Annotated in this window: 34 protein-coding genes; 32 read left to right on the top strand and 2 right to left on the bottom strand. The window is 59.7% G+C overall.

The features are described from left to right. Window positions 1-120 precede the first annotated feature (120 nt). On the top strand, window positions 121-894 hold the full coding sequence (locus R1W00_RS04880) for an ion transporter (protein WP_317261571.1): 774 nt from the start codon (window positions 121-123) through the stop codon (window positions 892-894). Between the two features lie 42 nt (window positions 895-936). Here the strand turns inward: R1W00_RS04880 and R1W00_RS04875 are convergent, their stop codons facing one another. After that, window positions 937-1,557, bottom strand: coding sequence for a TIGR02466 family protein (locus R1W00_RS04875; RefSeq protein WP_317261570.1), 621 nt, complete (start codon window positions 1,555-1,557; stop codon window positions 937-939). Between the two features lie 247 nt (window positions 1,558-1,804). On the opposite strand from R1W00_RS04875, the gene rpmC reads away from it, so the two are divergent. The 11 genes from rpmC to rpmD all read left to right on the top strand — a co-directional run bounded on the left by rpmC (window position 1,805) and on the right by rpmD (window position 5,978). Beyond that, window positions 1,805-2,005 carry a 50S ribosomal protein L29 gene (gene rpmC, locus R1W00_RS04870; protein WP_303961462.1) on the top strand — a complete coding sequence of 67 codons (201 nt, stop codon included), beginning with the start codon at window positions 1,805-1,807 and terminating at the stop codon, window positions 2,003-2,005. A 14-nt stretch (window positions 2,006-2,019) separates the two neighbouring features. Beyond that, entirely contained in the window at window positions 2,020-2,250 is a 231-nt protein-coding gene (gene rpsQ, locus R1W00_RS04865; RefSeq protein WP_303961460.1) for a 30S ribosomal protein S17, read from the top strand. A 66-nt stretch (window positions 2,251-2,316) separates the two neighbouring features. Continuing rightward, on the top strand, window positions 2,317-2,685 hold the full coding sequence (gene rplN, locus R1W00_RS04860) for a 50S ribosomal protein L14 (RefSeq protein WP_005621870.1): 369 nt from the start codon (window positions 2,317-2,319) through the stop codon (window positions 2,683-2,685). 1 nt (window position 2,686) lies between these two features. Then, the gene (rplX, locus tag R1W00_RS04855; RefSeq protein ID WP_303961361.1) at window positions 2,687-2,992 is read left to right on the top strand and encodes a 50S ribosomal protein L24; all 306 of its coding nucleotides are present in this window, start codon (window positions 2,687-2,689) and stop codon (window positions 2,990-2,992) included. Continuing rightward, entirely contained in the window at window positions 2,992-3,555 is a 564-nt protein-coding gene (gene rplE, locus R1W00_RS04850) for a 50S ribosomal protein L5 (protein WP_317261569.1), read from the top strand. Before rplX ends, rplE begins: the two co-directional genes overlap by 1 nt. A 20-nt stretch (window positions 3,556-3,575) precedes the next feature. Continuing rightward, window positions 3,576-3,881, top strand: a complete 306-nt coding sequence (gene rpsN / locus R1W00_RS04845) for a 30S ribosomal protein S14 (RefSeq protein WP_303961357.1) — start codon at window positions 3,576-3,578, stop codon at window positions 3,879-3,881. A 12-nt stretch (window positions 3,882-3,893) separates the two neighbouring features. Next, entirely contained in the window at window positions 3,894-4,292 is a 399-nt protein-coding gene (gene rpsH / locus R1W00_RS04840) for a 30S ribosomal protein S8 (RefSeq protein WP_303961355.1), read from the top strand. 12 nt (window positions 4,293-4,304) lie between these two features. Beyond that, window positions 4,305-4,838 carry a 50S ribosomal protein L6 gene (rplF, locus tag R1W00_RS04835; RefSeq protein ID WP_303961353.1) on the top strand — a complete coding sequence of 178 codons (534 nt, stop codon included), beginning with the start codon at window positions 4,305-4,307 and terminating at the stop codon, window positions 4,836-4,838. Window positions 4,839-4,849: 11 nt separating this feature from the next. Then, complete coding sequence (rplR, locus tag R1W00_RS04830) at window positions 4,850-5,209, top strand: 50S ribosomal protein L18 (RefSeq protein ID WP_303961352.1); 360 nt, start codon at window positions 4,850-4,852, stop codon at window positions 5,207-5,209. A gap of 13 nt (window positions 5,210-5,222) precedes the next feature. Then, entirely contained in the window at window positions 5,223-5,777 is a 555-nt protein-coding gene (rpsE, locus tag R1W00_RS04825; protein WP_317261568.1) for a 30S ribosomal protein S5, read from the top strand. A gap of 12 nt (window positions 5,778-5,789) precedes the next feature. Next, window positions 5,790-5,978 carry a 50S ribosomal protein L30 gene (gene rpmD, locus R1W00_RS04820; RefSeq protein WP_096806461.1) on the top strand — a complete coding sequence of 63 codons (189 nt, stop codon included), beginning with the start codon at window positions 5,790-5,792 and terminating at the stop codon, window positions 5,976-5,978. A 66-nt stretch (window positions 5,979-6,044) separates the two neighbouring features. On the opposite strand, the gene R1W00_RS04815 is transcribed toward rpmD, so the two are convergent. After that, window positions 6,045-6,968, bottom strand: coding sequence for a LysR family transcriptional regulator (locus tag R1W00_RS04815; RefSeq protein ID WP_317261567.1), 924 nt, complete (start codon window positions 6,966-6,968; stop codon window positions 6,045-6,047). Window positions 6,969-7,076: 108 nt separating this feature from the next. Between R1W00_RS04815 and uraD the strand changes: the two genes are divergently transcribed. The 20 genes from uraD to R1W00_RS04715 all read left to right on the top strand — a co-directional run bounded on the left by uraD (window position 7,077) and on the right by R1W00_RS04715 (window position 24,202). Next, a complete protein-coding gene (gene uraD, locus R1W00_RS04810) occupies window positions 7,077-7,631 on the top strand; it encodes a 2-oxo-4-hydroxy-4-carboxy-5-ureidoimidazoline decarboxylase (RefSeq protein ID WP_317261566.1) in 555 nt (184 codons plus the stop codon). After that, window positions 7,628-8,119 (top strand): tripartite tricarboxylate transporter TctB family protein, encoded by a 492-nt coding sequence (locus R1W00_RS04805; protein WP_317261565.1) that lies wholly within the window; start codon window positions 7,628-7,630, stop codon window positions 8,117-8,119. The genes uraD and R1W00_RS04805 overlap by 4 nt, the downstream gene beginning before the upstream one ends. A gap of 2 nt (window positions 8,120-8,121) precedes the next feature. Beyond that, window positions 8,122-9,636, top strand: a complete 1,515-nt coding sequence (locus R1W00_RS04800) for a tripartite tricarboxylate transporter permease (RefSeq protein WP_317261564.1) — start codon at window positions 8,122-8,124, stop codon at window positions 9,634-9,636. A 46-nt stretch (window positions 9,637-9,682) separates the two neighbouring features. Next, window positions 9,683-10,639, top strand: a complete 957-nt coding sequence (locus tag R1W00_RS04795) for a tripartite tricarboxylate transporter substrate binding protein (protein ID WP_317261563.1) — start codon at window positions 9,683-9,685, stop codon at window positions 10,637-10,639. A gap of 55 nt (window positions 10,640-10,694) precedes the next feature. After that, window positions 10,695-11,609: a BMP family protein gene (locus tag R1W00_RS04790; protein ID WP_317261562.1), complete on the top strand. Its 915-nt coding sequence runs from the start codon at window positions 10,695-10,697 to the stop codon at window positions 11,607-11,609. After that, window positions 11,606-11,977: a hydroxyisourate hydrolase gene (locus tag R1W00_RS04785; protein ID WP_317261561.1), complete on the top strand. Its 372-nt coding sequence runs from the start codon at window positions 11,606-11,608 to the stop codon at window positions 11,975-11,977. The genes R1W00_RS04790 and R1W00_RS04785 overlap by 4 nt, the downstream gene beginning before the upstream one ends. A 140-nt stretch (window positions 11,978-12,117) precedes the next feature. Continuing rightward, entirely contained in the window at window positions 12,118-12,591 is a 474-nt protein-coding gene (gene rplO / locus R1W00_RS04780) for a 50S ribosomal protein L15 (protein ID WP_317261560.1), read from the top strand. Window positions 12,592-12,695: 104 nt separating this feature from the next. Beyond that, on the top strand, window positions 12,696-14,054 hold the full coding sequence (secY, locus tag R1W00_RS04775) for a preprotein translocase subunit SecY (protein ID WP_317261559.1): 1,359 nt from the start codon (window positions 12,696-12,698) through the stop codon (window positions 14,052-14,054). After that, the gene (locus R1W00_RS04770) at window positions 14,051-14,632 is read left to right on the top strand and encodes an adenylate kinase (protein WP_317261558.1); all 582 of its coding nucleotides are present in this window, start codon (window positions 14,051-14,053) and stop codon (window positions 14,630-14,632) included. The genes secY and R1W00_RS04770 overlap by 4 nt, the downstream gene beginning before the upstream one ends. Before the next feature lie 192 nt (window positions 14,633-14,824). Further along, a complete protein-coding gene (gene rpsM / locus R1W00_RS04765) occupies window positions 14,825-15,193 on the top strand; it encodes a 30S ribosomal protein S13 (protein WP_317261557.1) in 369 nt (122 codons plus the stop codon). Between the two features lie 12 nt (window positions 15,194-15,205). Next, on the top strand, window positions 15,206-15,595 hold the full coding sequence (gene rpsK / locus R1W00_RS04760) for a 30S ribosomal protein S11 (protein WP_317261556.1): 390 nt from the start codon (window positions 15,206-15,208) through the stop codon (window positions 15,593-15,595). Window positions 15,596-15,704: 109 nt separating this feature from the next. Next, complete coding sequence (locus tag R1W00_RS04755; RefSeq protein ID WP_317261555.1) at window positions 15,705-16,721, top strand: DNA-directed RNA polymerase subunit alpha; 1,017 nt, start codon at window positions 15,705-15,707, stop codon at window positions 16,719-16,721. A 145-nt stretch (window positions 16,722-16,866) separates the two neighbouring features. After that, a complete protein-coding gene (gene rplQ, locus R1W00_RS04750) occupies window positions 16,867-17,295 on the top strand; it encodes a 50S ribosomal protein L17 (protein ID WP_317261554.1) in 429 nt (142 codons plus the stop codon). A gap of 124 nt (window positions 17,296-17,419) precedes the next feature. Next, entirely contained in the window at window positions 17,420-18,802 is a 1,383-nt protein-coding gene (locus R1W00_RS04745) for a trypsin-like peptidase domain-containing protein (protein WP_317261553.1), read from the top strand. Between the two features lie 23 nt (window positions 18,803-18,825). Further along, window positions 18,826-20,166, top strand: a complete 1,341-nt coding sequence (locus tag R1W00_RS04740; RefSeq protein ID WP_317261552.1) for a replication-associated recombination protein A — start codon at window positions 18,826-18,828, stop codon at window positions 20,164-20,166. A 20-nt stretch (window positions 20,167-20,186) separates the two neighbouring features. Then, complete coding sequence (gene crcB, locus R1W00_RS04735; RefSeq protein ID WP_317261551.1) at window positions 20,187-20,564, top strand: fluoride efflux transporter CrcB; 378 nt, start codon at window positions 20,187-20,189, stop codon at window positions 20,562-20,564. Next, on the top strand, window positions 20,561-21,604 hold the full coding sequence (locus R1W00_RS04730) for an RluA family pseudouridine synthase (RefSeq protein ID WP_317261550.1): 1,044 nt from the start codon (window positions 20,561-20,563) through the stop codon (window positions 21,602-21,604). Before crcB ends, R1W00_RS04730 begins: the two co-directional genes overlap by 4 nt. Continuing rightward, entirely contained in the window at window positions 21,601-22,266 is a 666-nt protein-coding gene (locus tag R1W00_RS04725; RefSeq protein WP_317261549.1) for an HAD-IA family hydrolase, read from the top strand. The genes R1W00_RS04730 and R1W00_RS04725 overlap by 4 nt, the downstream gene beginning before the upstream one ends. Then, complete coding sequence (locus R1W00_RS04720) at window positions 22,263-22,979, top strand: ATP12 family chaperone protein (RefSeq protein ID WP_317261548.1); 717 nt, start codon at window positions 22,263-22,265, stop codon at window positions 22,977-22,979. The genes R1W00_RS04725 and R1W00_RS04720 overlap by 4 nt, the downstream gene beginning before the upstream one ends. A gap of 209 nt (window positions 22,980-23,188) precedes the next feature. Continuing rightward, window positions 23,189-24,202: an amino acid ABC transporter substrate-binding protein gene (locus R1W00_RS04715; protein WP_317261547.1), complete on the top strand. Its 1,014-nt coding sequence runs from the start codon at window positions 23,189-23,191 to the stop codon at window positions 24,200-24,202. The last annotated feature ends 68 nt before the right edge of the window (window positions 24,203-24,270 follow it).

Raw genomic sequence — 24,270 nt, 5'->3', positions numbered from 1 at the left:
TTCACGTGAATACGAAAGGCCCCTGCCATTGGTGGGGGCCTTTTGCGTTTCTGCGCCCTCACGTCCCCTTGAAACCCCGTGGGGGTACGGGCCATATCGGGGCGGAAACATGAGGGACCCATGCGAGCAACGTTATCCAACCTTCTGGCCAAGCCGATCACACGTCACTTCATCATGGGGGTGATCCTGTTTAACGCGGTGATCTTGGGGCTTGAGACCTCGGATCGTGTGATGGCAACGGCGGGCGGGGTGATTGTTGCGCTGGATATGTTGTGCCTGACGATCTTTGTGATCGAACTAGGGGCAAAACTGATCGCGCAGGGGCCGCGGTTCTTTCGGGATGGCTGGAACCTGTTTGATTTCGCGATTGTGGGGATTTCCCTCTCGCCGGTAGGTGCGGGTCTGTCTGTTCTGCGGGCGCTACGGATTTTGCGTCTGTTGCGCGTGGTGTCCGTCGTGCCGTCCCTGCGCCGTGTGGTCGAGGCGTTCATCATGGCCCTGCCGGGCATGGCGTCGGTGTTCCTGTTGACCGGCATCATCTTTTACATCGGCGCCGTGATCGCGACGAAACTTTACGGTGATACCTTCCCCGATTGGTTCGGGACGCTGGGCGGATCCCTCTACACGCTATTTCAGGTGATGACGCTGGAAAGCTGGTCCATGGGGATCGTGCGTCCCGTGATGGAGGTGCATCCCATGGCGTGGCTGTTCTTTGTGCCCTTTATCCTGATCACGGCCTTTGCGGTGGTGAACCTTGTGGTCGGTCTGATCGTCAACACGATGCAGGACGCCCATACCGAGGAAGAGCACGCCGCGACGGACAGCTACCGTGAAGAGGTCATGGATCGTCTGAAACGGATCGAGGACGCCCTGATCGCCCAAGGCAAGCAGTAAGGCGCGAGAATGAAAAAGGGCGGCGAAATCGCCACCCTTTGATCAGTCCCATTTGTAGTTAAAGCTGACCGAGACGCGGTCGTATTCGCTCTGGTTCATGACCACCTCATGGCGCAGCCAGCTTTCCCAGAGCATCACATCCCCGATCTCGGGCTTGAGATAGATGAACTGTTGCAGTTCGCGGCGGGCCTCTTTGGCGCGGGGCGGGGCGGCCATCATCATCGCGTGGCGCGGGTCCTCAAGGCGCAGGGCCGAGGCGCCTTTGGGCATGGACACATAGGTCGTGCCCGAAATCACCGAATGCGGGTGGATATGGGCCGAGTGATAGCCGCCTTCGGGCAGGACGTTGATCCAGATGTCCTCAAGCACCAGATCGCGCCCGTCCAGATCGAACTCCAGATCCTTGGCAAAGGCCTGAACGTGCTGGTCCAGCGCGTCCACGACATCCTTAAAGATCGGGAACCGCCACGGCAGGTCCGTCAGAGACGCATAAGACGTATAGCCCGGATAGGCGTTGTTTTCACACCACTCCTGACCGGCCTCGTCATCCTCGGCGATGGCATAACAGGAATCGTGCAGTTCTTCTTCGCTGATGGCCGGACCGAACTCGGACAGGCGCGCGCGATAGAGACGGGTCACAAAGAGGGATTCGATTTCAGACATGAAACCTGTCATAAACTCGGGCAATCGGTGTGGCGAGTGGTGAAAACACCCCGCCCCTAGGAAAACCAAGAATTATTGGGGTTTTCCCGATCTTTCCCTTGCCCCGTTGGGGGGACTCACTTATAGGGACGCATCTCACGGATTCCCGGCGACGGGATTCGTGTGTTTTGACATTCGCCCACCAGGCACAGGGTTACCTGCAACCAACGATGTAGCGCCCTCTGGTGATAGGAAAAAGGACAAGGCTATGAACGCCCAAGAACTCCGTGGCAAGACCCCGGAACAGCTCCGCGAGGATCTGGCCAACCTGAAAAAGGAAGCATTCAACCTGCGCTTCCAACAGGCAACCGGCGCTATTGAGAACACCGCACGTATGCGTAACGTCCGTCGCGACGTTGCTCGTGTGATGACCATTCTCAATGAAAAAGCTGCCGAAGCGGCTAACTAAGAGGAGCCCGGACTATGCCTAAACGCATTCTGCAAGGTGTCGTGACGAGCGACCAGAACGAACAAACCGTAACCGTTTCGGTTGAACGTCGTTTCACACACCCGGTTTTGAAAAAAACCATTCGTAAGTCCAAAAAATACCGGGCTCACGATCCGCTGAATACTTTCAAAGTTGGTGACACCGTCCGCATTCAGGAATGTGCACCGATTTCGAAAACCAAACGCTGGGAAGTTGTCGCTAACTAAGGCGGCTTCGGTCCAGTTCAATCGAAACCCTGGGGGAATTGATCCCCAAAGGTCGGGAGAAACCACATGATCCAGATGCAAACAAATCTGGATGTTGCTGATAACTCTGGCGCACGCCGAGTTCAGTGCATCAAGGTTCTGGGTGGTTCCAAGCGTAAATACGCATCGGTCGGCGACATCATCGTCGTATCGGTTAAGGAAGCCATCCCGCGTGGTCGCGTTAAAAAAGGCGACGTCCGTAAGGCCGTCGTTGTGCGTACCGCCAAAGAAGTTCGCCGTGAAGACGGCACCGCGATCCGTTTTGATCGCAACGCAGCAGTTATCCTGAACAACAACAACGAGCCGGTCGGTACCCGTATCTTTGGCCCGGTTGTTCGTGAACTGCGCGCCAAGAACTTCATGAAGATCATCTCGCTTGCGCCGGAGGTGCTGTAAGATGGCTGCTAAGTTGAAAAAAGGTGACAAGGTCGTTGTTCTTGCTGGCAAGGACAAAGGCAAACAAGGCGAAATCACCCAAGTCCTGCCCGCCAAAGGCAAAGCAGTGGTTGAAGGTGTAAACGTCGCGATCCGTCACGTGCGCCAATCGCAGACCAGCCAGGGCGGCCGCGTTCCTACCGCGATGCCGATCGACCTGAGCAACCTGGCTCTGCTCGACAGCAACGGCAAAGCAACGCGCGTTGGCTTCCGCGAGGAAGACGGCAAGAAAGTGCGCTTCGCCAAAACCACCGGGGAGGCTGTATAATGCTTGATACTGCAAACTACACCCCGCGCCTGAAGGCTCAGTATCGTGAGTCGATCCGCGCCGCTCTGAAAGAAGAGTTCGGCTACAAAAACGACATGATGATCCCCAAGCTCGAGAAAATCGTGCTGAACATCGGTTGTGGTGCCGAAGCGGTCCGTGATTCCAAGAAAGCCAAATCGGCCCAACAGGATCTCACCGCCATCGCTGGTCAACAGGCCATCGTCACCCGTGCTAAAAAATCCATCGCTGGTTTCCGCGTTCGCGAAGACATGCCGATGGGTGCCAAGGTCACCCTGCGTGGCGACCGTATGTACGAATTCCTTGATCGCCTGATCACGGTCGCTATGCCGCGTATCCGTGACTTCCGCGGCGTGTCCGGGAAATCGTTCGATGGCCGTGGCAACTACGCCATGGGCATGAAAGAGCACATCGTCTTCCCCGAGATCGAGTACGACAAAGTCGACGAAGTCTGGGGCATGGACATTGTAATTGCCACCACCGCGAAAACCGACGCGGAAGCGAAAGCACTGTTGAAGGCATTCAACATGCCGTTCAACAGCTAATCGCGGGAGGACATTAGACTATGGCTAAAAAATCCATGATCGAACGCGAGAAAAAGCGTCAGGCCCTGGTAGACAAGTACGCTACCAAGCGCGCCGCGCTGAAAGAAATCGCGAACAACGAAGACCTGCCCATGGAAGAGCGTTTCAAGGCTCGCCTGAAACTGGCGAAACTGCCGCGCAACTCTTCGGCAACCCGTCTTCATAACCGCTGTCAGCTGACCGGCCGCCCGCACGCTTACTACCGTAAGCTGAAGGTGTCGCGTATCATGCTGCGGGAACTCGGCTCCAAAGGCGAGATCCCCGGTATGGTTAAGTCCAGCTGGTAAGGAGGGTAGAACATGTCTGTGAACGATCCTCTTGGTGATATGCTGACCCGCATCCGCAACGCGCAGATGCGTGGCAAGTCCACCGTTCGTACCCCGGCCTCCAAGCTGCGTGCATGGGTTCTGGATGTGCTGCAAGCCGAAGGTTATATCCGCGGCTACGAAGCAGCAACTTCCGCAACCGGCAAGCCGGAGCTGGAAATCAGCCTGAAGTACTACGAAGGCACCCCCGTCATTCGCGAACTCAAGCGCGTTTCGACCCCGGGCCGTCGTGTGTACATGGGTGTAAGCGAAATCCCGACCGTCCGTCAGGGCCTCGGCGTTTCGATCGTCTCCACGTCCAAGGGCGTGATGTCGGATGCAGCAGCACGCTCGGCCAATGTTGGCGGCGAAGTGCTCTGCACGGTCTTCTAAGGAGGTTAGGCAATGTCTCGTATTGGTAAAAAACCGGTCGAGCTGCCCTCGGGTGTCACCGCATCCGTGTCCGGCCAGACCGTCGAAGTTAAGGGCCCCAAAGGCGCCCAGACCTTCACCGCAACTGACGATGTAACCATCGCCGTTGAAGAAAACGCTGTAAACGTCACCCCCCGCGGCAGCTCCAAGCGTGCTCGCCAGCAGTGGGGCATGTCGCGCACCATGGTTCAAAACATGGTAACCGGCGTGACCGATGGCTTTAAGAAAGAGCTGGAAATCCAGGGTGTTGGTTATCGCGCCCAGATGCAAGGCAACACTCTGAAGCTGTCGCTGGGCTACTCGCACGAAGTTAACTTCGAAGTGCCCAACGGCGTAACCGTAACCGCACCCAAACCCACTGAAGTCGTGATCGAAGGTCAGGACGCTCAGCTGGTTGGTCAGGTTGCCGCGAACATTCGTGAGTGGCGCCGTCCCGAGCCGTACAAAGGCAAAGGGATCCGCTATAAGGGTGAATTCATCTTCCGCAAGGAAGGCAAGAAGAAGTAAGGAACGCGAAAATGGCAAACAGCAAACGCACACTGTTTCTGAAACGCCGCTTGCGCGTTCGGAACAAATTGCGGAAATCGAACGTTGGCAAACTGCGCCTGTCGGTTCACCGCAGCAACAAGAACATCAGTGTTCAGGTTATCGACGACGTAAACGGCGTCACCCTGGCATCGGCTTCGTCGTTGGAAAAATCGATCGCTGGATCGGGTCTGAACAACGCAGAAGTTGCGGCCAAGGTTGGTGCAGCGATCGCAGAACGCGCAAAGAAAGCCGGTGTCGAAGAGTGCTACTTCGACCGTGGTGGCTTCCTCTTTCACGGCAAGGTGAAGGCTCTGGCCGACGCTGCGCGTGAAGGCGGCCTGAAGTTCTAAGGAGAGACGAGTTATGGCAGAACGTGAAAATCGTCGGGACCGTCGCGAACGCGAAGAAGCCCCGGAATTCGCCGATCGTCTCGTGGCGATCAACCGTGTTTCGAAAACCGTAAAGGGCGGTAAGCGCTTTGGTTTCGCAGCACTGGTTGTTGTCGGCGATCAAAAAGGCCGTGTTGGCTTTGGTAAAGGTAAAGCGAAAGAGGTCCCCGAGGCCATTCGCAAAGCCACCGAGCAAGCCAAGCGCAACCTGATCCGCGTGCCGCTGCGCGAGGGTCGTACGCTTCACCACGACGTCGAAGGTCGTCATGGCGCAGGTAAAGTGATCATGCGCACTGCACCGCAGGGTACCGGTATCATCGCCGGTGGTCCGATGCGTGCTGTGTTCGAAATGTTGGGTGTTCAGGACGTCGTCGCCAAGTCGACCGGCTCGCAGAACCCCTACAACATGATCCGTGCAACCCTCGATGGTCTGGGCAAAGAGTCCAGCCCGCGTCAGGTTGCCCAGCGTCGCGGTAAAAAAGTAGCTGAAGTCCTGCACAAGGACGACGCTGAAGCCGCTGAAGCGTAAGGAGACGGACACATGGCTAAAACCATCGTTGTAAAGCAGATCGGTTCCCCGATCCGCCGCCCCGCCAAACAGCGTCAGACGCTGATCGGTCTGGGCCTGAACAAGATGCACAAGACCCGTGAACTGGAAGATACCCCTTCGGTTCGTGGCATGGTCAACAGCATCCCGCACCTGGTTGAGATCGTCGAAGAGCGCGGCTAATCCCGCTCTTTGCGATTGAACGCATAAGGCGCCCCGTGGTTTCCGCGGGGCGTTTTTCTTTTTCCGTCAGGTCGCGACGTGGCCCAAACGCGCGGGCACCATTTCCGACAATGTCTCGCCCACCAAACGCGCCGCACGGGACAATGGGCGGCGCGCATCCACTGCGACGGAAATCGACTGGGGTCGTAGCCCCTGATCGGTCAGGGGAATGAACGACAGGCTGCCATCCTCAATCTCGCGCAGAACGTCCAGCTGGGATGTTATGGCCAGATACTTGCCACTAATCAGGACCTGTTTCAGGAACTGCAGGGAATTGGTGACCAACGCCGGTTCAATCGGATCGAACAGCCAGCCATAGCGCTTTTCCAGATATTCGCGCACCGGCAAAACGCGACTTTGTGAGGCCAGTTCATGTTTGGATGCCTCGGCCATGGTCGTGCCGGTCTGCCCCCACAACGGGTGGGACTTCCCAACCACACAGCCAAAGGGCAGGGGCGTCGTCCATAACACGTGATGCGCGCGCGACGGGGCAAGGTTGAACGCCAGCGCCATGTCGATACTGCCGAGTTCCAGTTCTTGCGCTGCCTCTTTTGGCGTCATGATGTCGATGGCAAAGCGGATTCTGGGGTAACGCGCAGAAAATTCGGTGACGAAATCGGGCAGGATCGAATTGGCAAGGCTGTCCATGGCCCCTAGACGCACGGTCCCGAATTGTTGGCCGCGCATGGACCGGATTTCCTCATCCACGCGCTCCTCATCCGCGCGCCAACGACGGGCAAGCGACACCGCCACCTCACCTGCCGAGGTCAGGCGCATCCCCCGTGCATGCCTTTCAAATAAGGGGGTTTGGCAGGCGTCCTCTAACGCGATGATCTGCCGGTCAATGGCCGAGGCGGCGATGCCCAAGGCGCGTGAGGCACCTTGAATCGAGCCCTCCCGCGCGACGGTTTCCAGATAGTGCAGCGGACGCGGAAGCAGGTTCAGAGCCATCGATGGTTATCCAGCATTGCCATTATGCGAATGCAGCGTGGATTATTTTGAAATAGATGGCAATGCACATGCGGCGCTAGCATCAAACCGAATCCTTTGGAGATCTTGATGTCGCACGCCATGCCCCTGACCTTTACGATTGAGGCCCTGAACCGCGCCAGTGAAACACAGGCGGCCGCGATGATGGACCGGATCGTCGAACGCTCGGCGTGGTTGGCGCATCGGGCGGCGGCGGCGCGGCCGTTTCGCGACAGTGCGCATCTGGCCGCGTGGCTGGCGTCCGAGGTGCGGGGATTGTCGCCCGAAAGGTCGGTGGAATTTCTGTGCGCCCATCCCGAACTTGCCCCGCCTGCGCCCGAGACGATGACGAACGCCTCGCAGTCCGAACAGGGGCGGTTGGGTTTGATGAACCCCGCGCCAGAGGTCGCCGCGCGTCTGGCCGATCTCAACCGTCAATATATGCGTCGCTTTGGCTATCCGTTCGTGATTGCCCTGCACGCGCAACCCGATCTGAACGCGGTGTTTGCCCAGTTTGAAGATCGTTTGACAGGAAATCCCGACGCCGAACGCGCCCGCGCGCTTGAGCAGGTGATTTCGGTCATGACCGCCCGTTTGAACCGCTTGATCGCGGGCACCCCCGCCGAAACAGGAGATGTCACATGATCAGAGATGTCTTGATCCGTCTGCGCCGCGAACAGGGCACTGCCCGCCCGCCGCATGCCTATTTCGGTGCGCTTGGGGGCGGTGCGCTGTTTATCCTGTCGCTGGTTTTCATTGTCGGTGGGTATGAGCTTGGGCCCGGAACCTTGCGGCGCTTGGGGACGGGGGCGTTTCCGATGATCACGGGGGTGATCCTGGCGGTTCTGTCGCTGGCGGTGATGGCCGCCGATCTGCGCGACACCTCGGACGCCGAACGGCCCGACTGGATTTCCTTTGCGGCGATTGGCGGCGCGTTGGCGGTGTTTGCCCTGACCGTCGGGCGCATCGGGTTGGTGCCTGGTGTGTTCCTGACCACGATCACGGCCAGCCTGCCTGATCCGTCCCTGCCGTTTGTGGGCAAGCTGGTGCTCGGCGCGCTTGTGGGGCTGGGATGCTGGGGCCTGTTCATCGGGCTGATCGGTCTGCCCTTTGCCGCGTTCGGGGGGCTGTGATCATGGAAATCCTGTCCGGATTTGGCAACGGGCTGTTGGTCGCAATTGAGCCGGTCAATCTGCTCTATTGTTTTGTCGGGGTGTTTTTGGGGACGTTCATCGGCGTTTTGCCGGGGATCGGGTCGATGGCGGCGATTTCGATGCTGTTGCCGCTGACCTTTTATCTAGAGCCGACCTCGGCCTTGGTAATGATCGCGGGCGTGTATTACGGCGCGGAATATGGTGGGTCTATTGCTTCGATCCTGATGAATATTCCGGGCACGCCGTCATCGTCTATCACCTGTATCGACGGCTATCCGTTGGCGCGTGAGGGGCGGGCGGGCACGGCCCTGTTTGCCTCGGCGGTTGCGTCATTTGGGGGCGGGATCGTCGGGATGATCGTGATGGCCGTGCTTGCACCGGGTCTGGCGCAACTGGCGCTGAACTTTGGTCCGACGGAATATTTCGCGGTGATCCTGCTGGGCCTTGTGGCGGCGTCCGCCGTATCCAACGGCAGTCCGGTCAAGGGCATCACGATGGTCGTTGCGGGCCTGATGCTGGGGACGGTCGGGGTCGATATCACCACGGGGGCCGAGCGGTTCACCATGGGCATCCCCGAAATGCGCGATGGGGTGCATCTGGTCATCGTGGCGATGGGCCTGTTCGGGGTGGGAGAGTTGATCGTGTCGATCCGCGCCAATGCCACCGGTGCGCACCAAAACGAAATCGATTACGCCCAGTTCTATCCGACCCGCGAGGAATGGAAGGCGATGTTCGCCCCCACCATGCGCGGTGCCAGTATCGGCAGCTTTTTCGGCGCGCTCCCCGGCACGGGGCAGACCGTCGCCTCGGCCGTGGCCTATGCGGTTGAGAAAAAGGTCTCACCCGCGAAGGCCCGTTTCGGCAAGGGCGCGATTGAGGGCGTCGCGGTGCCCGAGGCCGCCAATAACTCGGCCACGCAAACGGCATTCATTCCGACCCTGACCCTTGGGGTGCCGGGCAGTGCGTCCATGGCCTTGGTCATCGGGGCGTTGATGATGTACGGCATCGTGCCCGGTCCGCGTCTGTTGGTGGATCATTCCGACCTGTTCTGGGGGCTGGTGGCCAGCTTTCTGATCGGGAACCTGCTGTTGCTGGTGCTGAACATCCCGTTGATCGGGTTGTGGGTGCGGCTGCTGAAAATCCCGTATCGCTATATGTATCCGACGATCATCGTTCTGATCTGTGTGGGTGTTTATTCGATCAATAACAACGTGTTCGACATCTGGCTGACGCTGGCCTTTGGCTGGGCCGGATATCTGATGCGCCTGTTCCGGTTCGAACCTGCACCGTTCCTGATCGGCTTTGTCCTTGGTCCGATGATGGAGGAACAGTTGCGCCGCGCCATGTTGCTGTCGCGGGGCGATGCGACCGTGTTCGTCACCCGACCGATCAGTGGCACGTTGATCGCGATCACCTGCCTCATCCTTATTTACGCCGTTCTCTCGACCCTCAAGGCCCGCCGTGCCCGACAGAAGGCACAGGTCGCGGGGGAATAACCTCCACTCAACCAACGAAACATATCAACACAGGGAAACACACTCGATGAAACACATTATTACGCTATCTGCCGCCGCACTGTTGCTGGCCACCGCCGCCCACGCCGAGCCGGGCAAATGGACGGATGAGCCGGTGCGCATCGTCGTCACCTTTCCTCCAGGCGGGACAAGTGACCTGATTGCGCGCCTGTTGGCCCAGTATTTCGAAACCGAGTACGGGCAAAAGGCCGTTGTCGACAACCGCCCCGGCGCGGGTGGGACCGTGGCCGCCGATTACGTATCGGAACAGGCGCCCGACGGGACGACCTTGATCCTTGGGAACAACGCGCCCTTTACCATTGCGCCGACCCAGTTCGACGAGCTGCCCTATGATCCGATCGCGGACTTCACCCATATCGCCTATCTGGGCGCCTCCACGCCCGCGTTGTTCGTGCAGCCCTCGTCGGGGATCACCACACTGGATGGCTATATCGAAAAGGCCAAGGGCGACGGGATCACCTATGGCTCGTCCGGTGTGGGGTCGATCACCCATATCCTTGGCAAGGCGGTCGATATCGAACTGGGGATCGAACAGATCCACGTTCCCTATCAGGGCAGTGCCCCCGCCATTCAGGATTTCCGCGCCGGTGTGCTTGAGGCCTATTACGATATGGTCGCGCTGAACGGCGATCTGATCATCGAGGGCGAGACACAGCCGATCGCGCTTGCCGCGCCGGAACGGTCGGCCAAATACCCCGATATTCCCACCTTCCGCGAATTGGGGCATGATATCGTGATTGAGAACTGGACCGGCCTGTCGGGTCCGGCGGGAATGGATCCGGCGATGGTCGAAACGATCAACGATACCGTGGCCGAGATCATGCAGATGCCTGCGGTGATTGAACAACTGGATACCTTTGGGGTTGCCCATACCCCGATGGAAAGCGACGCCTTTACCGGTTTTGTCGAGGGCGCGATCACCACATGGGAGCCGCTGATCAAGGCGGCGAACGTGAACGGCTGATCGGCCTGCGCGACCGTGCGGCGCGTTGTCCACGCGCGCCGCACATTTAGGAGGGATGCGATTGAAACTGTCGGTGATCTTTGTCGGAACCTTGCAGGATGGCGGGTTCAATCAGGCCGCATTGGATGGGGTTGATCGCGTTCGTGCCGACGGTTTGGCCGATATCGCGATCGTTGAAGGCGTCCCCTATGAACAGCCCGCGATGATTGCCGCGCTTGAAGGGGCGGCCGCAGGATCGGACGGGGTGGTGTTTATCGGCGGGCAGGGCAATGTGGTGACGCCGCAGGTCGCCGCGCGGTTCCCCGATACCGTCTTTGCCGTCGCACAGGGCAATGTGACCGGCCCGAACCTCTACAGCTATGACGTGTTGCAGGAACAATCTGCTTTTCTTGCCGGGGCTTTGGCCGCGCGTTTGACACAGACGGGCGTGGTTGGGCATCTGTCCGGTCACCGTGTTGCGCCGGGGCTCAAGGGGCGGGCGGCCTTTGCCGCTGGTGTCGCGCATGTCGATCCGACTGTACGCCTGATCACCGGATTTTGCGGCACGCAGGACCACAGCCCCACCACCGAACACTGGGCGCGGGGCATCGCGGCCAAGGGCGCGGATGTGCTGTTCACCATGCTGAACGCCGCGCGCGAGGGTGCGATCACCGCCTGTCGCGCCACGGGGATGCGCCAGATCGGCAACGCCAAGGATTGGTGTGCGGTCGATCCGGCGGTCTTTGTGGCCTCGGCAGTGGCGCGCATTGATCTGGGAGTAGAGGCCGCGTTGCGTGATATGATTAACGGGGTTCGACCGGCGGGCGTGGTTGAACTTGGCCTCGCCGACGGGGCGGCGGCCCTGACCTTTGCGCCCGATGTATCGGGCGATCTGCGCGCCGAAATATCCGCGCTAGCAAGCGATATATCGACGGGTAATCTGCCCGTTTCAACCGATTACACCGGCCCCGAATATGAGGGACCCGCATGAGTAACGATATTCAGGCCGGTGGTATCTCGATCCACGCCGTTGACGTCGCGCGCGGTATTCCGGCGGCGGGGCTGGGGGTGACGTTGGTGCGCCTGTCGCCCGATCCGGCGGAAATCGCCCATGGCACCTGTGGCGCGGGTGGCCATTTCGATCACCCCGTGGCCCAAGGCGCGGGCGTCCTTCGTGGCACATATGAGGTGCGGTTCGACGTGGCGGCGTTTTATGCCAATAGCGACCTGACCCTTCCCGATCCGGCGTTTATGGATGTGGCCGTATTCCGGTTCGGCATTGATCGCGTGACCGAGCACTTTCACCTACCGTTCAAATTCACGCCATGGGGCTTTTCCCTGTTTCGCGGCGGGGCCTAGGTCGGGCGCGCAATACTTGCACTGGGGGGCGAACGCGTCTATACGCGCCCAGTGATCTCACGGGTCACAGAATCAAAATCAAGAAACGCCGCGTTTGGCCCATCACGCTTCGGGGTCATATCCGGCAAAGGAGAAGCGACATGAAACTTCATGAACTGCGCGATAACGACGGCGCAACCAAACCCCGCAAACGCGTTGGCCGTGGTCCGGGTTCGGGTACTGGTAAAACCGCTGGTCGTGGTATCAAAGGTCAGAAATCGCGTTCGGGTGTGGCAATCAAAGGCTACGAAGGTGGCCAGATGCCCCTGTACCAGCGTCTGCCCAAGCGTGGCTTTAACAAGCCGAACCAAAAGAAATTCGCTGTTGTTAACCTGGGTCTGATCGAGAAATTCATCGAAGCAGGCAAACTGGACGCATCGGCAGAGATCAACGAAGACGCACTGGTCGCTTCGGGTCTGGTTCGCCGCAAACTGGACGGTGTCCGTGTTCTGGCCAAAGGTGAAGTGACCTCGAAACTGAACCTGAACGTCACCGGCGCATCCAAGTCGGCAGTTGCCGCAGTTGAAGCCGCTGGCGGCTCGCTGACCGTAGCAACTGCAGCGGCGGCCGAATAAACGGTTGTGAGCGGCGTCCGCGCCGCTTACATCGTTACTAAGTTTTCCTATGCGCCGCCGAACCGGGAAACGGTTTCGGCGGCGCTGTCATGAAAGAGACTGTAATGGCATCTGCAGCAGAGCAAATGGCCGCAAACATGAGCTGGGGCGCCTTTGGTAAGGCGACCGAGCTGCGTCAGCGGATTCTTTTCACCCTTGGCCTTCTGATCGTCTATCGCCTTGGCACGTTTATTCCGGTTCCCGGGATCGACGGCGCCGCGTTGCGCGATTTTATGGAAGGCGCAGCCGCAGGTCTGGGGGGCATCCTGTCGATGTTCACCGGTGGCGCGCTGTCGCGGATGGGTATCTTTGCCCTGGGCATCATGCCCTACATCTCGGCCTCGATTATCGTTCAGCTGCTGACCTCGCTGGTTCCGGCGTTTGAGCAGATGAAGAAAGAGGGCGATCAGGGGCGCAAAAAGATCAACCAGTACACGCGCTATGGCACGGTGCTGTTGGCCACGTTCCAGGCCTATGGCCTTGCCGTCAGCCTGCAGGCCGGTGATCTGGTGACGAATCCGGGTGTGTTCTTTATCGCGTCGACCGTGATCACGCTGGTCGGGGGCACCATGTTCCTGATGTGGCTGGGTGAGCAGATCACCGCACGCGGCGTTGGCAACGGTATCTCTCTAATCATCTTTGTCGGCATCATCGCCGAGGTTCCCGCCGCTCTGGCCCAGTTCTTTAGCCAAGGCCGTTCGGGCGCGATTTCGCCGGTTGTGATCATCGGGATCATCCTGATGATGGCTGCTCTGATCGCCTTTGTGGTGTTCATGGAGCGCGCCCTGCGCAAGATCCACATCCAGTATCCGCGCCGTCAGGTGGGCATGAAGGTCTATGACGGGGGCACCAGCCACCTGCCGATCAAAGTGAACCCCGCAGGCGTGATTCCGGCGATCTTTGCGTCTTCGCTGTTGTTGTTGCCGACGACGATCTCGACCTTCTCGGGCGGTTCGGCCGGTCCGGTCATGTCGACGCTTCTGGCCTATTTCGGCCCGGGGCGGCCGCTATACCTGTTGTTCTTCACCGCGATGATCGTGTTCTTTGCGTATTTTTATACGCATAATGTCGCGTTCAAAGTCGACGATGTTGCTGATAACTTGAAAAACCAGAACGGCTTTGTGCCTGGTATCCGCCCGGGTAAGCGGACTGCCGAGTATCTGGAATATGTGACGAACCGCGTTCTGGTTCTGGGGTCGGGCTACTTGGCGCTTGTGTGTCTGATGCCGGAAATCCTACGCTCGCAACTGGCCATCCCGTTCTACTTTGGTGGGACTTCGGTGCTGATCGTGGTTTCTGTAACCATGGACACCATCCAACAAGTTCAGTCTCACCTGCTGGCACACCAGTATGAGGGGCTGATCGAGAAATCACAGCTGCGCGGTAAACGTCGCGGCAAGAAAAAAGGGACAGCTCGTCGATGAACATTATTCTGCTTGGCCCGCCGGGTGCCGGCAAAGGAACGCAAGCTGCGAAACTGGTAGAAGAGCGGGACATGATCCAGCTGTCGACCGGTGACATGCTGCGCGCCGCGCGCACCTCTGGGACGGAAATGGGCAACAAGGTTGCCGCCATCATGGACGCCGGTGAACTGGTGACGGACGAGATCGTGATCGGTCTGATCCGTGAACAGCTGGAAGGCGACAAAAAGGGCGGCTTTATCTTTGACGGCTTCCCCCGGACCTTGGCCCAAGCAGATGCGCTGGGTGAGCTGCTGGCAGAAAAGGGCGAGACCCTTGATGCTGTCATCGAGATGCAGGTGGACGACGAGGTTCTGGTGGGCCGCGTTGTGAACCGTGCCGCCGAGGCCGTCGCAGCAGGCAAACCCGCCCGCGCTGACGACAACGCCGATAGCATGCGCGTGCGTCTGATGGAATACTACAAAAAGACCTCGCCGTTGATTGGTTATTACCACGCCAAGGGCGACTTGAGCTCGATCGACGGTCTGGCCTCGATCGACGATGTCGCAGGCGCAATCAAGGCAGTTCTTGACAAGTCGTAAAAGACGCCCTTGACGTAGGGCGTGAATCGCCCTACGCACAGCATCTCGATAGAGAATCGTCTTGTTACGCCGTGGGATACCCTCATAAGTATCAAGATTTAATAGACAGGCCCGGAGGCATTCGCGCTTTCGGGCTTATGTTGTGAAAAAAGGTTCTGGGAATACGGAACCGCAACCAGAGGAAATACCGTCTTGGCACGTATCGCTGGCGTTAACATCCCGACGGGGAAACGCGTCCCCATCGCACTGACCTACATCCATGGCATCGGCCCCGCAGCAGCAGAATCGATCTGCGCCGCTGTTGGTATCGAAGCTACCCGCCGTGTAAACGAGCTGTCGGACGCCGAAGTTCTGGCCGTCCGTGAGCACATCGACGCAAACTTCACCGTCGAAGGTGACCTGCGCCGTGAAGTTCAAATGAACATCAAACGTCTGATGGACCTGGGCTGCTACCGCGGTCTGCGCCATCGTCGTAACCTGCCGGTACGCGGTCAGCGTACCCACACCAACGCTCGCACCCGTAAGGGCCCGGCAAAACCGATCGCCGGCAAGAAGAAGTAAGGGGTAGGACAGATGGCTCGTGATAAGACTCGCGCAAAGCGTAAAGAACGTAAAAACATCGCCGCTGGTGTGGCGCATGTGAACAGCTCGTTCAACAACACCAAAATCCTGATCTCGGACGTACAGGGCAACGCCATTTCTTGGTCGTCGGCTGGTACCATGGGCTTCAAGGGTTCGCGTAAATCGACCCCCTATGCTGCTCAGATGGCTGCCGAAGATGCTGGCAAAAAAGCCCAAGAGCACGGCGTAAAAACGCTGGAAGTCGAAGTTCAAGGCCCCGGTTCGGGTCGTGAATCGGCACTGCGTGCGCTGGCCGCTATCGGTTTCAACATCACCTCGATCCGTGATGTGACCCCGATCGCACACAACGGCTGCCGCCCGCCCAAGCGTCGTCGCGTCTAATTTCTGATACTATCGGGCCGTGCGATTGCGTGCGGCCCGACTCTGTTTTTTTACCTCGGGCGTTTGCGACTTTGGACATGGGAAGCAAACAGGAATTGAGGAGACACGCATGATCCACAAGAACTGGCAGGAACTTATCAAGCCGACCCAGCTGGACGTAAAACCCGGCAACGATCCGGCACGTCAAGCAACCGTCGTCGCCGAGCCGCTGGAGCGTGGCTTTGGTCTGACGCTGGGCAACGCTCTGCGCCGCGTTCTGATGAGCTCGCTGCAAGGCGCGGCCATCACCTCGGTTCAGATCGATAACGTTCTGCACGAGTTTTCCAGCATCGCTGGTGTCCGCGAAGACGTGACCGATGTGGTTCTGAACCTCAAAGGTGTCGCCGTCCGTATGGAAGCCGAAGGCCCCAAGCGCGTTTCGATCGCGGCCAAAGGCCCGTCGGTTGTGACCGCTGGTCAGATCTCGGAAACCGCTGGCATCGAAATCCTGAACAAGGACCACGTGATCTGTCACCTCGACGATGGCGCGGACCTGTTCATGGAACTGACCGTCAACACCGGCAAGGGCTACGTTGCTGCGGACAAGAACCGTCCCGAAGACGCCCCCATCGGTCTGATCCCGATCGACGCGATCTATTCGCCGATCAAGAAGGTTGCCTATGACGTTCAGCCGACCCGCGAAGGTCAGGTTCTGGATTATGACAAACTGACCCTGAAGATCGAAACCGACGGTTCGATCACCCCCGAGGACGCAGTCGCATTCGCCGCCCGCATCCTGCAGGATCAGCTGTCGATCTTCGTCAACTTTGACGAGCCCGAAGCAGCCGGTCGTCAGGACGAAGATGACGGTCTGGAGTTCAACCCGCTTCTGCTCAAGAAAGTGGACGAACTGGAACTGTCTGTCCGTTCGGCAAACTGCCTCAAGAACGACAACATCGTTTACATCGGCGATCTGATCCAGAAAACCGAAGCAGAGATGCTGCGCACGCCGAACTTTGGCCGCAAGTCGCTGAACGAGATCAAAGAAGTGCTTTCGGGCATGGGTCTGCACCTTGGCATGGATGTCGAGGAATGGCCGCCGGAAAACATCGAAGACCTGGCCAAGAAATTCGAAGACCAGTTCTGAGTTGACCTTTCGAGGGGGCGGATTTAAACGCCCCCTCAACACATGCCCACATTGGTGGGGAATATAAGGGCATCCGCCCCAAGGAGAGTGGCCTGCACGCTTACAGGTCGCCGGACAAAGCAAAAACAGAAGTTGGAGAAATATTATGCGTCACGCACGTGGCTATCGCCGTCTGAACCGTACTCATGAGCACCGTAAGGCCCTGTTCGCAAACATGGCTGGCTCGCTGATCGAGCACGAGCAAATCAAAACCACCCTGCCCAAGGCAAAAGAACTGCGCCCGATCATCGAAAAGCTGATCACGCTGGGCAAGCGCGGTGACCTGCACGCCCGTCGTCAGGCCGCATCGCAGCTGAAACAGGACGCCTATGTTGCGAAACTGTTCGAAGTTCTGGGCCCGCGCTACGCCGAGCGTCAAGGTGGTTACGTCCGCATCCTGAAAGCTGGCTTCCGCTATGGTGACATGGCACCGATGGCGATCATCGAATTCGTTGATCGTGACGTCGACGCCAAAGGCGCTGGTGACAAAGCTCGCCTTGCCGCTGAAGAAGCTGCATTCGCTGACGAAGACTAAGATCTTCGACCAAGCGATTGGTTTCGGGGCCCTGCCAGAAATGGCGGGGCCCTTTGCCGTTCTGGGCGGTTGAAACGCTGCGCGATGGGGCGCATATCGGGGCAAAACAATTGAGGCCGCGCCGATGATCCGCATTCTGACCGTTGTTCTGACCCTGCTTGCTCCGCTGGCCGTATGGGCCGAGGACCGCGTGCCGACCTCACAGGCCGACATCAGCCTGTCCTTTGCTCCCGTCGTCAAAACAGCCGCCCCCGCCGTGGTGAACATCTATGCCAAACGCGTGGTCCAGACCCGTGTCAGTCCCTTTGCCAACGATCCGTTCTTTCGCGACCTGTTTCGCGGGCAGGGGCGGGTGGTGCCGCGGGTTCAGAATTCTCTGGGGTCCGGTGTGATTGTGTCGCCTGATGGGCTGGTCGTGTCGAACTTTCACGTGGTGGGCGAGGCGACTGAAATCCGCGTCGTCCTGAACGACCGGCGGGAATATGACGCGACCGTGGTTCTGGCGGATGAGGAAAGCGACCTTGCGATCCTGCGCATGGACGGGGCGACGGACCTGCCCGCGCTCTCCCTGCGCAATTCGGATGAGGTTGAGGTCGGCGATCTGGTCCTTGCCATCGGGAACCCGTTCGGGATCGGCCAAACAGTGTCCAGCGGGATCGTGTCGGGCCTTGCGCGGTCGGGCGTCCATGTGGGCGGCGGGCGCGGCTATTTCATCCAGACGGACGCGGCGATCAATCCCGGCAACTCGGGCGGCGCGCTGGTCGATGGGGCGGGGCGTCTGGTCGGGATCAACACCGCGATCCTAAGCCGCTCGGGCGGGTCGAACGGTATTGGATTCGCGATCCCCGCCAATCTGGTACGCCAGTTCATCACGCAGGCCGAACGCGGCAACGACCGGTTTGTGCGTCCGTGGGCCGGTGTGTCGGGGCAGGCGGTCGACGCGGCCTTGGCCGAGGCTCTGGGTCTTGATCGCCCCGTCGGCATCGTTCTGAACGCGCTGCACCCTGATAGCCCCTTTGGCGCGGCGGGTTTGCAGGTTGGTGATGTGATCCTGTCCCTTGGCGGCCAAGAGGTGAACACGCCGCAGGAAATGATGTTCCGCATGGCCCTGACCGGCGAAAACGCTTCGGCCGAGGTTGCGGGCCTGCGCGACGGTGATCCGTTCGTCACCACCGTCACTCTGACCCCGCCACCCGAGGTGCCCGCGCGCGATCTGCGCCAGTTTGGCAACCGAGCCTTTCCCGGCGGGCTAGAGGTCAGCAACATCAATCCCGCCGTTGTGGCCGAACACAACCTACCGGCCGAGGCCGCGGGCGTTTTGGTCACGGGAATCGGTCAGGGTAACACGCGCCCCGTTCTACAGCCCGGTGATATCCTGCTGGGCATCAATGGCGCGCGCATCAATGACACGGGCGATGTGGACCGCGCCCTGCGCCGCGCGGGCGACCGGATGTCGATTGAATACCTGCGGAATGGGCAACGCGGCATCGTAAGCTTTCGCCGCTGATCCGCTTGGCATAGGTTGGCGATATGAGTGACCTGTTTTCCACCGCCCCCGATCCTGCGCCGACCGGCGAAGTGACCCCCGACGCGCATCGCCCGTTGGCGGATCGGCTGCGCCCGCGCAGTCTGGCCGAGGTGATCGGGCAGGACCATGTGCTGGGACCCGATGGGCCGCTGGGCGCGATGTTGGCGTCTGGTCATCTGGGGTCGATGATCCTGTGGGGGGCGCCCGGTGTGGGCAAGACCACGATCGCGCGCCTTTTGGCCGATGAGACGGACCTGCATTTCGTGCAGGTCAGTGCGATTTTCACCGGCGTGCCCGAGCTGCGCAAAGTGTTCGAGGCGGCAAAGGTGCGCCGCACCACCGGTCGCGGCACCCTGTTATTCGTGGATGAGATCCACCGTTTCAATAAGGCGCAACAGGACGGGTTCCTGCCTCATATGGAGGACGGCACGATCCTGTTGGTCGGGGCGACCACCGAAAACCCCAGCTTTGAGTTAAATGCCGCTGTGCTGTCACGCTCGCAGGTGTTGGTGCTGAACCGGTTGGCGGACGACGATCTGTCCGATCTGATCGCCCGCGCTGAGACGGAATTGGGCCGTCCCTTGCCCCTGACGCCGGAGGCGCGTGCGCAATTGGTGCAGATGGCCGATGGGGACGGGCGGGCACTGCTGAACCTTGTCGAGCGGGTCGCGTCGTGGCCCGCCCTGACCGAGGATATTGGTCCCGATCTGTTGGCCGCGCGCCTGATGAAACGCGCCGCGAAATACGACAAATCGGGCGAAGAGCATTACAACCTGATCTCGGCCCTGCACAAATCCATTCGCGGGTCCGATCCCGATGGGGCGATGTATTGGTTTGCGCGGATGCTGGAAGGCGGCGAGGACCCCAATTACCTTGCCCGCCGGTTGGTCCGTATGGCGGTTGAGGATATCGGGTTGGCCGACCCACAGGCCCAGAGCCACGCCATGCACGCATGGGAAACCTATGAACGTCTGGGCAGTCCCGAGGGCGAACTGGCCCTTGCGCAATCGGTGATCTATCTGGCCTTGGCCCCGAAATCGAACGCGGGCTATGTCGCCTACAAGGGCGCGCGCAAACTGGCCAAACAAACCGGTAGCCGCCCGCCACCCATGCACATCCTGAACGCGCCGACGACGATGATGGGGGATTTGGGGTACGGCGCGGGCTATCAGTATGATCACGATGCCGAGGACGGGTTTTCCGGTCAGAACTATTTCCCCGACGGGGTCGATCCGGTGTCGTTTTACATGCCGGTCGAACGCGGCTATGAACGCGAGTTGAAAAAACGGGTCGATTATTTTGCGCGTCTGCGGGCCAAACGGCGCGGCGCGGATCAGGCCTAGGGACAATAAGGACACGGGATATGTTGGGGAATTTGGCCTATGTCGCGCTTGGGGGGGCTTTGGGCGCCTCGGCGCGCTATCTGACGGGGGTTGCGGCCCTGCGTCTGATGGGGCCGGGGTTTCCCTATGGCACATTGACCGTCAACGTCATCGGGTCCTTTGTCATGGGCGCATTGGTGGTGGTTTTGGGTCATTTCGGGGCCAACCGGTTTGCGCCCTTGTTGATGACGGGCCTTTTGGGCGGGTTCACGACGTTTTCGGCATTTTCATTGGATGCGGTCACCCTGTATGAGCGGGGCGAGATCGGCACCGCCATGATGTATGTCGCGGTGTCCGTTGTACTTTCAATCGCGGCGCTGATGGCGGGGCTGCATCTGGCACGGACGGTTCTGACATGAGCGGCGTACAAACCCTGACAATCGCAGCGGGCGAAGACGGTCAGCGTCTGGACCGGTGGTTCCGCGCCAAGTTTCCCCACGTGTCCCAAGGGCGCATCGAAAAGATGTGCCGCAAGGGCGAAATCCGCGTCGATGGCGGACGGGTGAAACCGGCCACGCGGGTGGAACTGGGCCAATCGGTGCGCGTGCCGCCTCTGCCTGAACCGGGTGAGATCACGGCGAAACCGAAGCCCAAGGTGTCGGACGCCGACACCAAGCTAATCCAGTCCTGTGTCCTGTATCGCGACGATCACATCATCGCGTTGAACAAACCGCCGGGTCTGCCCACCCAAGGGGGCAGCAAACAGACCCGCCATGTGGACGGTTTGGCCGAGGCGTTGAAGTTCGGCTATGACGAGAAACCCCGCCTTGTGCACCGTTTGGACAAGGACACGTCGGGCGTTCTGATCCTTGCCCGCACACGTCAGATTGCGGGCGCGCTGACCTCGGCGTTCCGGTCGCGTGAGACGCGCAAGATTTACTGGGCCGCCGTTGCGGGCGTGCCGAAACCGACGCTTGGCACGATCAAATACGGTTTGGTCAAGGCCCCCGGCCACGGTGCCAAGGGCGAGGCGGAAAAGATGCTGTGCATCCATCCCCGCGATGTCGACAACACGCCGGGCGCAAAACGCGCGGTCACCGATTATGCCGTTCTGTCGGCGCTGGGCGGGCGGACAAGTTGGGTCGCCCTGATCCCCGTGACGGGGCGCACGCACCAGTTGCGCGCGCATATGGCCGAGATGGGCCACCCGATTGTCGGGGACGGGAAATACGGCGGCTCGGGGCAGGAAAATCTTGGCGATGGCTGGGGCGCGCAGTTGGGTGGCGAGCTGAGCCGCAAGTTGCACCTGCATGCGCGCTCGCTGCGTCTGGTGCATCCGGTGACGGGCAACCCGTTGACGATCACCGCGCCCTTGCCCGAACACATGAAACGCACGTGGTCGTTCCTGCAATGGCAAGAGGGCGATGTGCCCGAAGACCCGTTTGAGGAACTGGAATGAGCGCATTGAAACTGGCGCTGTTTGATGTGGATGGCACGCTGGTCGATAGTCAGGCGTTGATCCGTCAGTCCATGACGCGCGCGTTTCAATCCGTGAACCAACCGGTGCCCGCCGACATCCTGTCGATTGTCGGGCTTTCCTTGCCGCAGGCGGTCTTCAAACTGGCCCCTGATCTGGACGCCGCGACGCGGGATCAGGTGGTTGAGGCGTACAAGCAATCGTATTTTGACCTGCGCGCCGGTGGGGCGCCGTCGCCCCTCTATGACGGGGCGATGGATGTGATTGCGCAACTGGCAGGTCGTGACGATGTGCTGTTGGGCATTGCGACGGGGAAATCGCGCCGCGGTCTGGATCACATGCTAGAGGCATTCGATCTGAACCGCATTTTCGTGACCCAGCAATGCGCCGACAACCACCCGTCCAAACCGCACCCGTCCATGGTTCTGACGGCGCTGGCGGAAACGGGTGTTGAGGCACGCGATGCGATCATGATTGGCGATACCAGTTTCGATATGGAAATGGGCCGCGCGGCGGGGGTAAAGACCCTTGGGGTGACGTGGGGCTATCACGGGGCAGAGGCCCTGACACAGGCGCATCGGGTGGTCACCGAATACACCCAGATGGGCGATGCATTGAATGAACTATGGGCGGATGAAGCATGACAGGTTGGGCAAAGAAACGGTTCTGGAAAGAAGCCACCATCTGTGACCAAGAGGGCGGCTTTGGCGTGCAACTGGATGGGCGGTTGGTAAAAACACCGGCCAAGCGCACCCTTTTGGCCCCGACCGAGGCCTGTGCGGTCGCCATCGCACAGGAATGGCAGGATCAGCCCGAGGAAATCGATCCGTCCCTGATGCCGCTGACCCGTGCCGTGAATGCGGCGATTGATAAGGTCGCGACCCAGTTTGACGAGGTGGCCGACCTGACCGCCGCTTATGGGGAAACCGATCTGCTTTGCTATCGCGCGACGTCGCCGGCCGAGTTGATCGCGCGTCAGGCCGAGGGCTGGGACCCTGTTCTGGACTGGGCCGCGACACAGTTCGGCGCGCGCCTGAAGCCGACGGCGGGGATCATGCATATCGCACAGGATGCGGCGGCGCTGGACGCGCTGCGGGGTGAGGTTCTGGCCAAGTCGCATTACGAACTGACCGCGCTGCATGAGATGGTCGCGCTCACAGGTTCACTGATTCTGGGACTGGCTGCGTTTCACGATTTTGCCCCCGTGACGACGATCTGGGACCTGTCGAGAATCGATGAGGCCTGGCAAGAAGAGCAGTGGGGCCCCGATGAGGAAGCGCAGAAGATTACGCAACGTAAACTTGCGGACTTCATTCAGGCAAAATCCTTTCAGAACCTCATCCAAAGAACAGGTTGATACAGTCTTCGTGCTTAGCCGGTGATCATTTGGTCAAAAAAAGGCAATTTTCACTGCCTTTTCATTGAGCAAATGCCCGACCCGCCCTTGACGAATTCCCTATCATCCGCCCAAACTTATGGCACCGCCCCAAATACAAGGGTGGATAAGTCATCCTGGTCAAGGATGGGGAAATCCGTTTTCGGACGGAACATCAGGAAGAGGTAAGTATGAAAAAAACAGTACTCCTTGGCGCGCTGACTGTCGCGGGCCTTGCTGCTGGTGCGTCGGCTGCTGCCACGCTTGACGACGTCAAAGCACGCGGCTCGCTGAAATGCGGCGTGTCCACCGGTCTGCCGGGCTTCTCGGCAACCGATGCCAACGGTACTTGGGTTGGTTTCGACGTTGACGTTTGCCGTGCTGTTGCAGCCGCCGTTCTGGGCGACGCAAGCAAGGTAGAATTCACCCCGCTGACCACCCAGACGCGCTTCACCGCTCTGGCATCGGGCGAAATCGACATGCTGGCGCGTAACACCACGTGGACCTTCTCGCGCGACAACGACCTGAAACTCGAGTTCACCGGCGTAAACTACTACGACGGTCAGGGCTTCATGGTCCCCAAAGATCTGGGCGTGTCGTCGGCTAAGGACCTGGACGGTGCAACCGTTTGTATCCAAACCGGTACCACCACCGAGCTGAACCTCGCGGACTTCTTCCGCGTCAACAACATCAGCTATGAGCCGGTGCCGATCGAAACCAACGCCGAAGCACAACAGCAGTACCTTGCTGGCGCTTGCGACGTGTACACCACCGATGCTTCGGGTCTGGCTGCTACGCGTGCGACGTTCGAAGATCCCGCAGGTCACGTGATCCTGCCCGAAATCATCTCCAAAGAACCGTTGGGCCCGGCTGTACGCCACGGCGACAACGAATGGGGTGACATCGTGCGCTGGAGCCTGAACGCGATGATCGCGGCTGAGGAACTGGACGTCACTTCGGCCAACGTCGAAGAAAAAGCTGCATCCGACATCCCCGAAGTTCAGCGTCTGCTGGGCACCGCGGGTGAACTGGGCGCAATGCTGGGTCTGGAAGCCGGTTGGGCCAAAGCGATCATCTCGCAGGTTGGCAACTACGGCGAATCGTTTGAACGCAACGTAGGCGAGGCCACCCCGATCGCGCTTGCACGTGGTTTGAACGCACAGTGGACCGATGGCGGCCTGCTGTACGCACCGCCCTTCCGCTAAGATACAACCGAAGGGGGGCGTGACCTGAGGGTCGCGCCCCTTTTCCTACTGACGTCATTATGAGCGTA

This window comes from Rhodovulum sp. FJ3 (genome assembly GCF_032918305.1).
Lineage (GTDB): Bacteria > Pseudomonadota > Alphaproteobacteria > Rhodobacterales > Rhodobacteraceae > SAT37.
The sequence above is the reverse complement of the archived record's forward strand: the minus strand, read 5'-3'. Positions and strand labels throughout refer to the sequence as shown.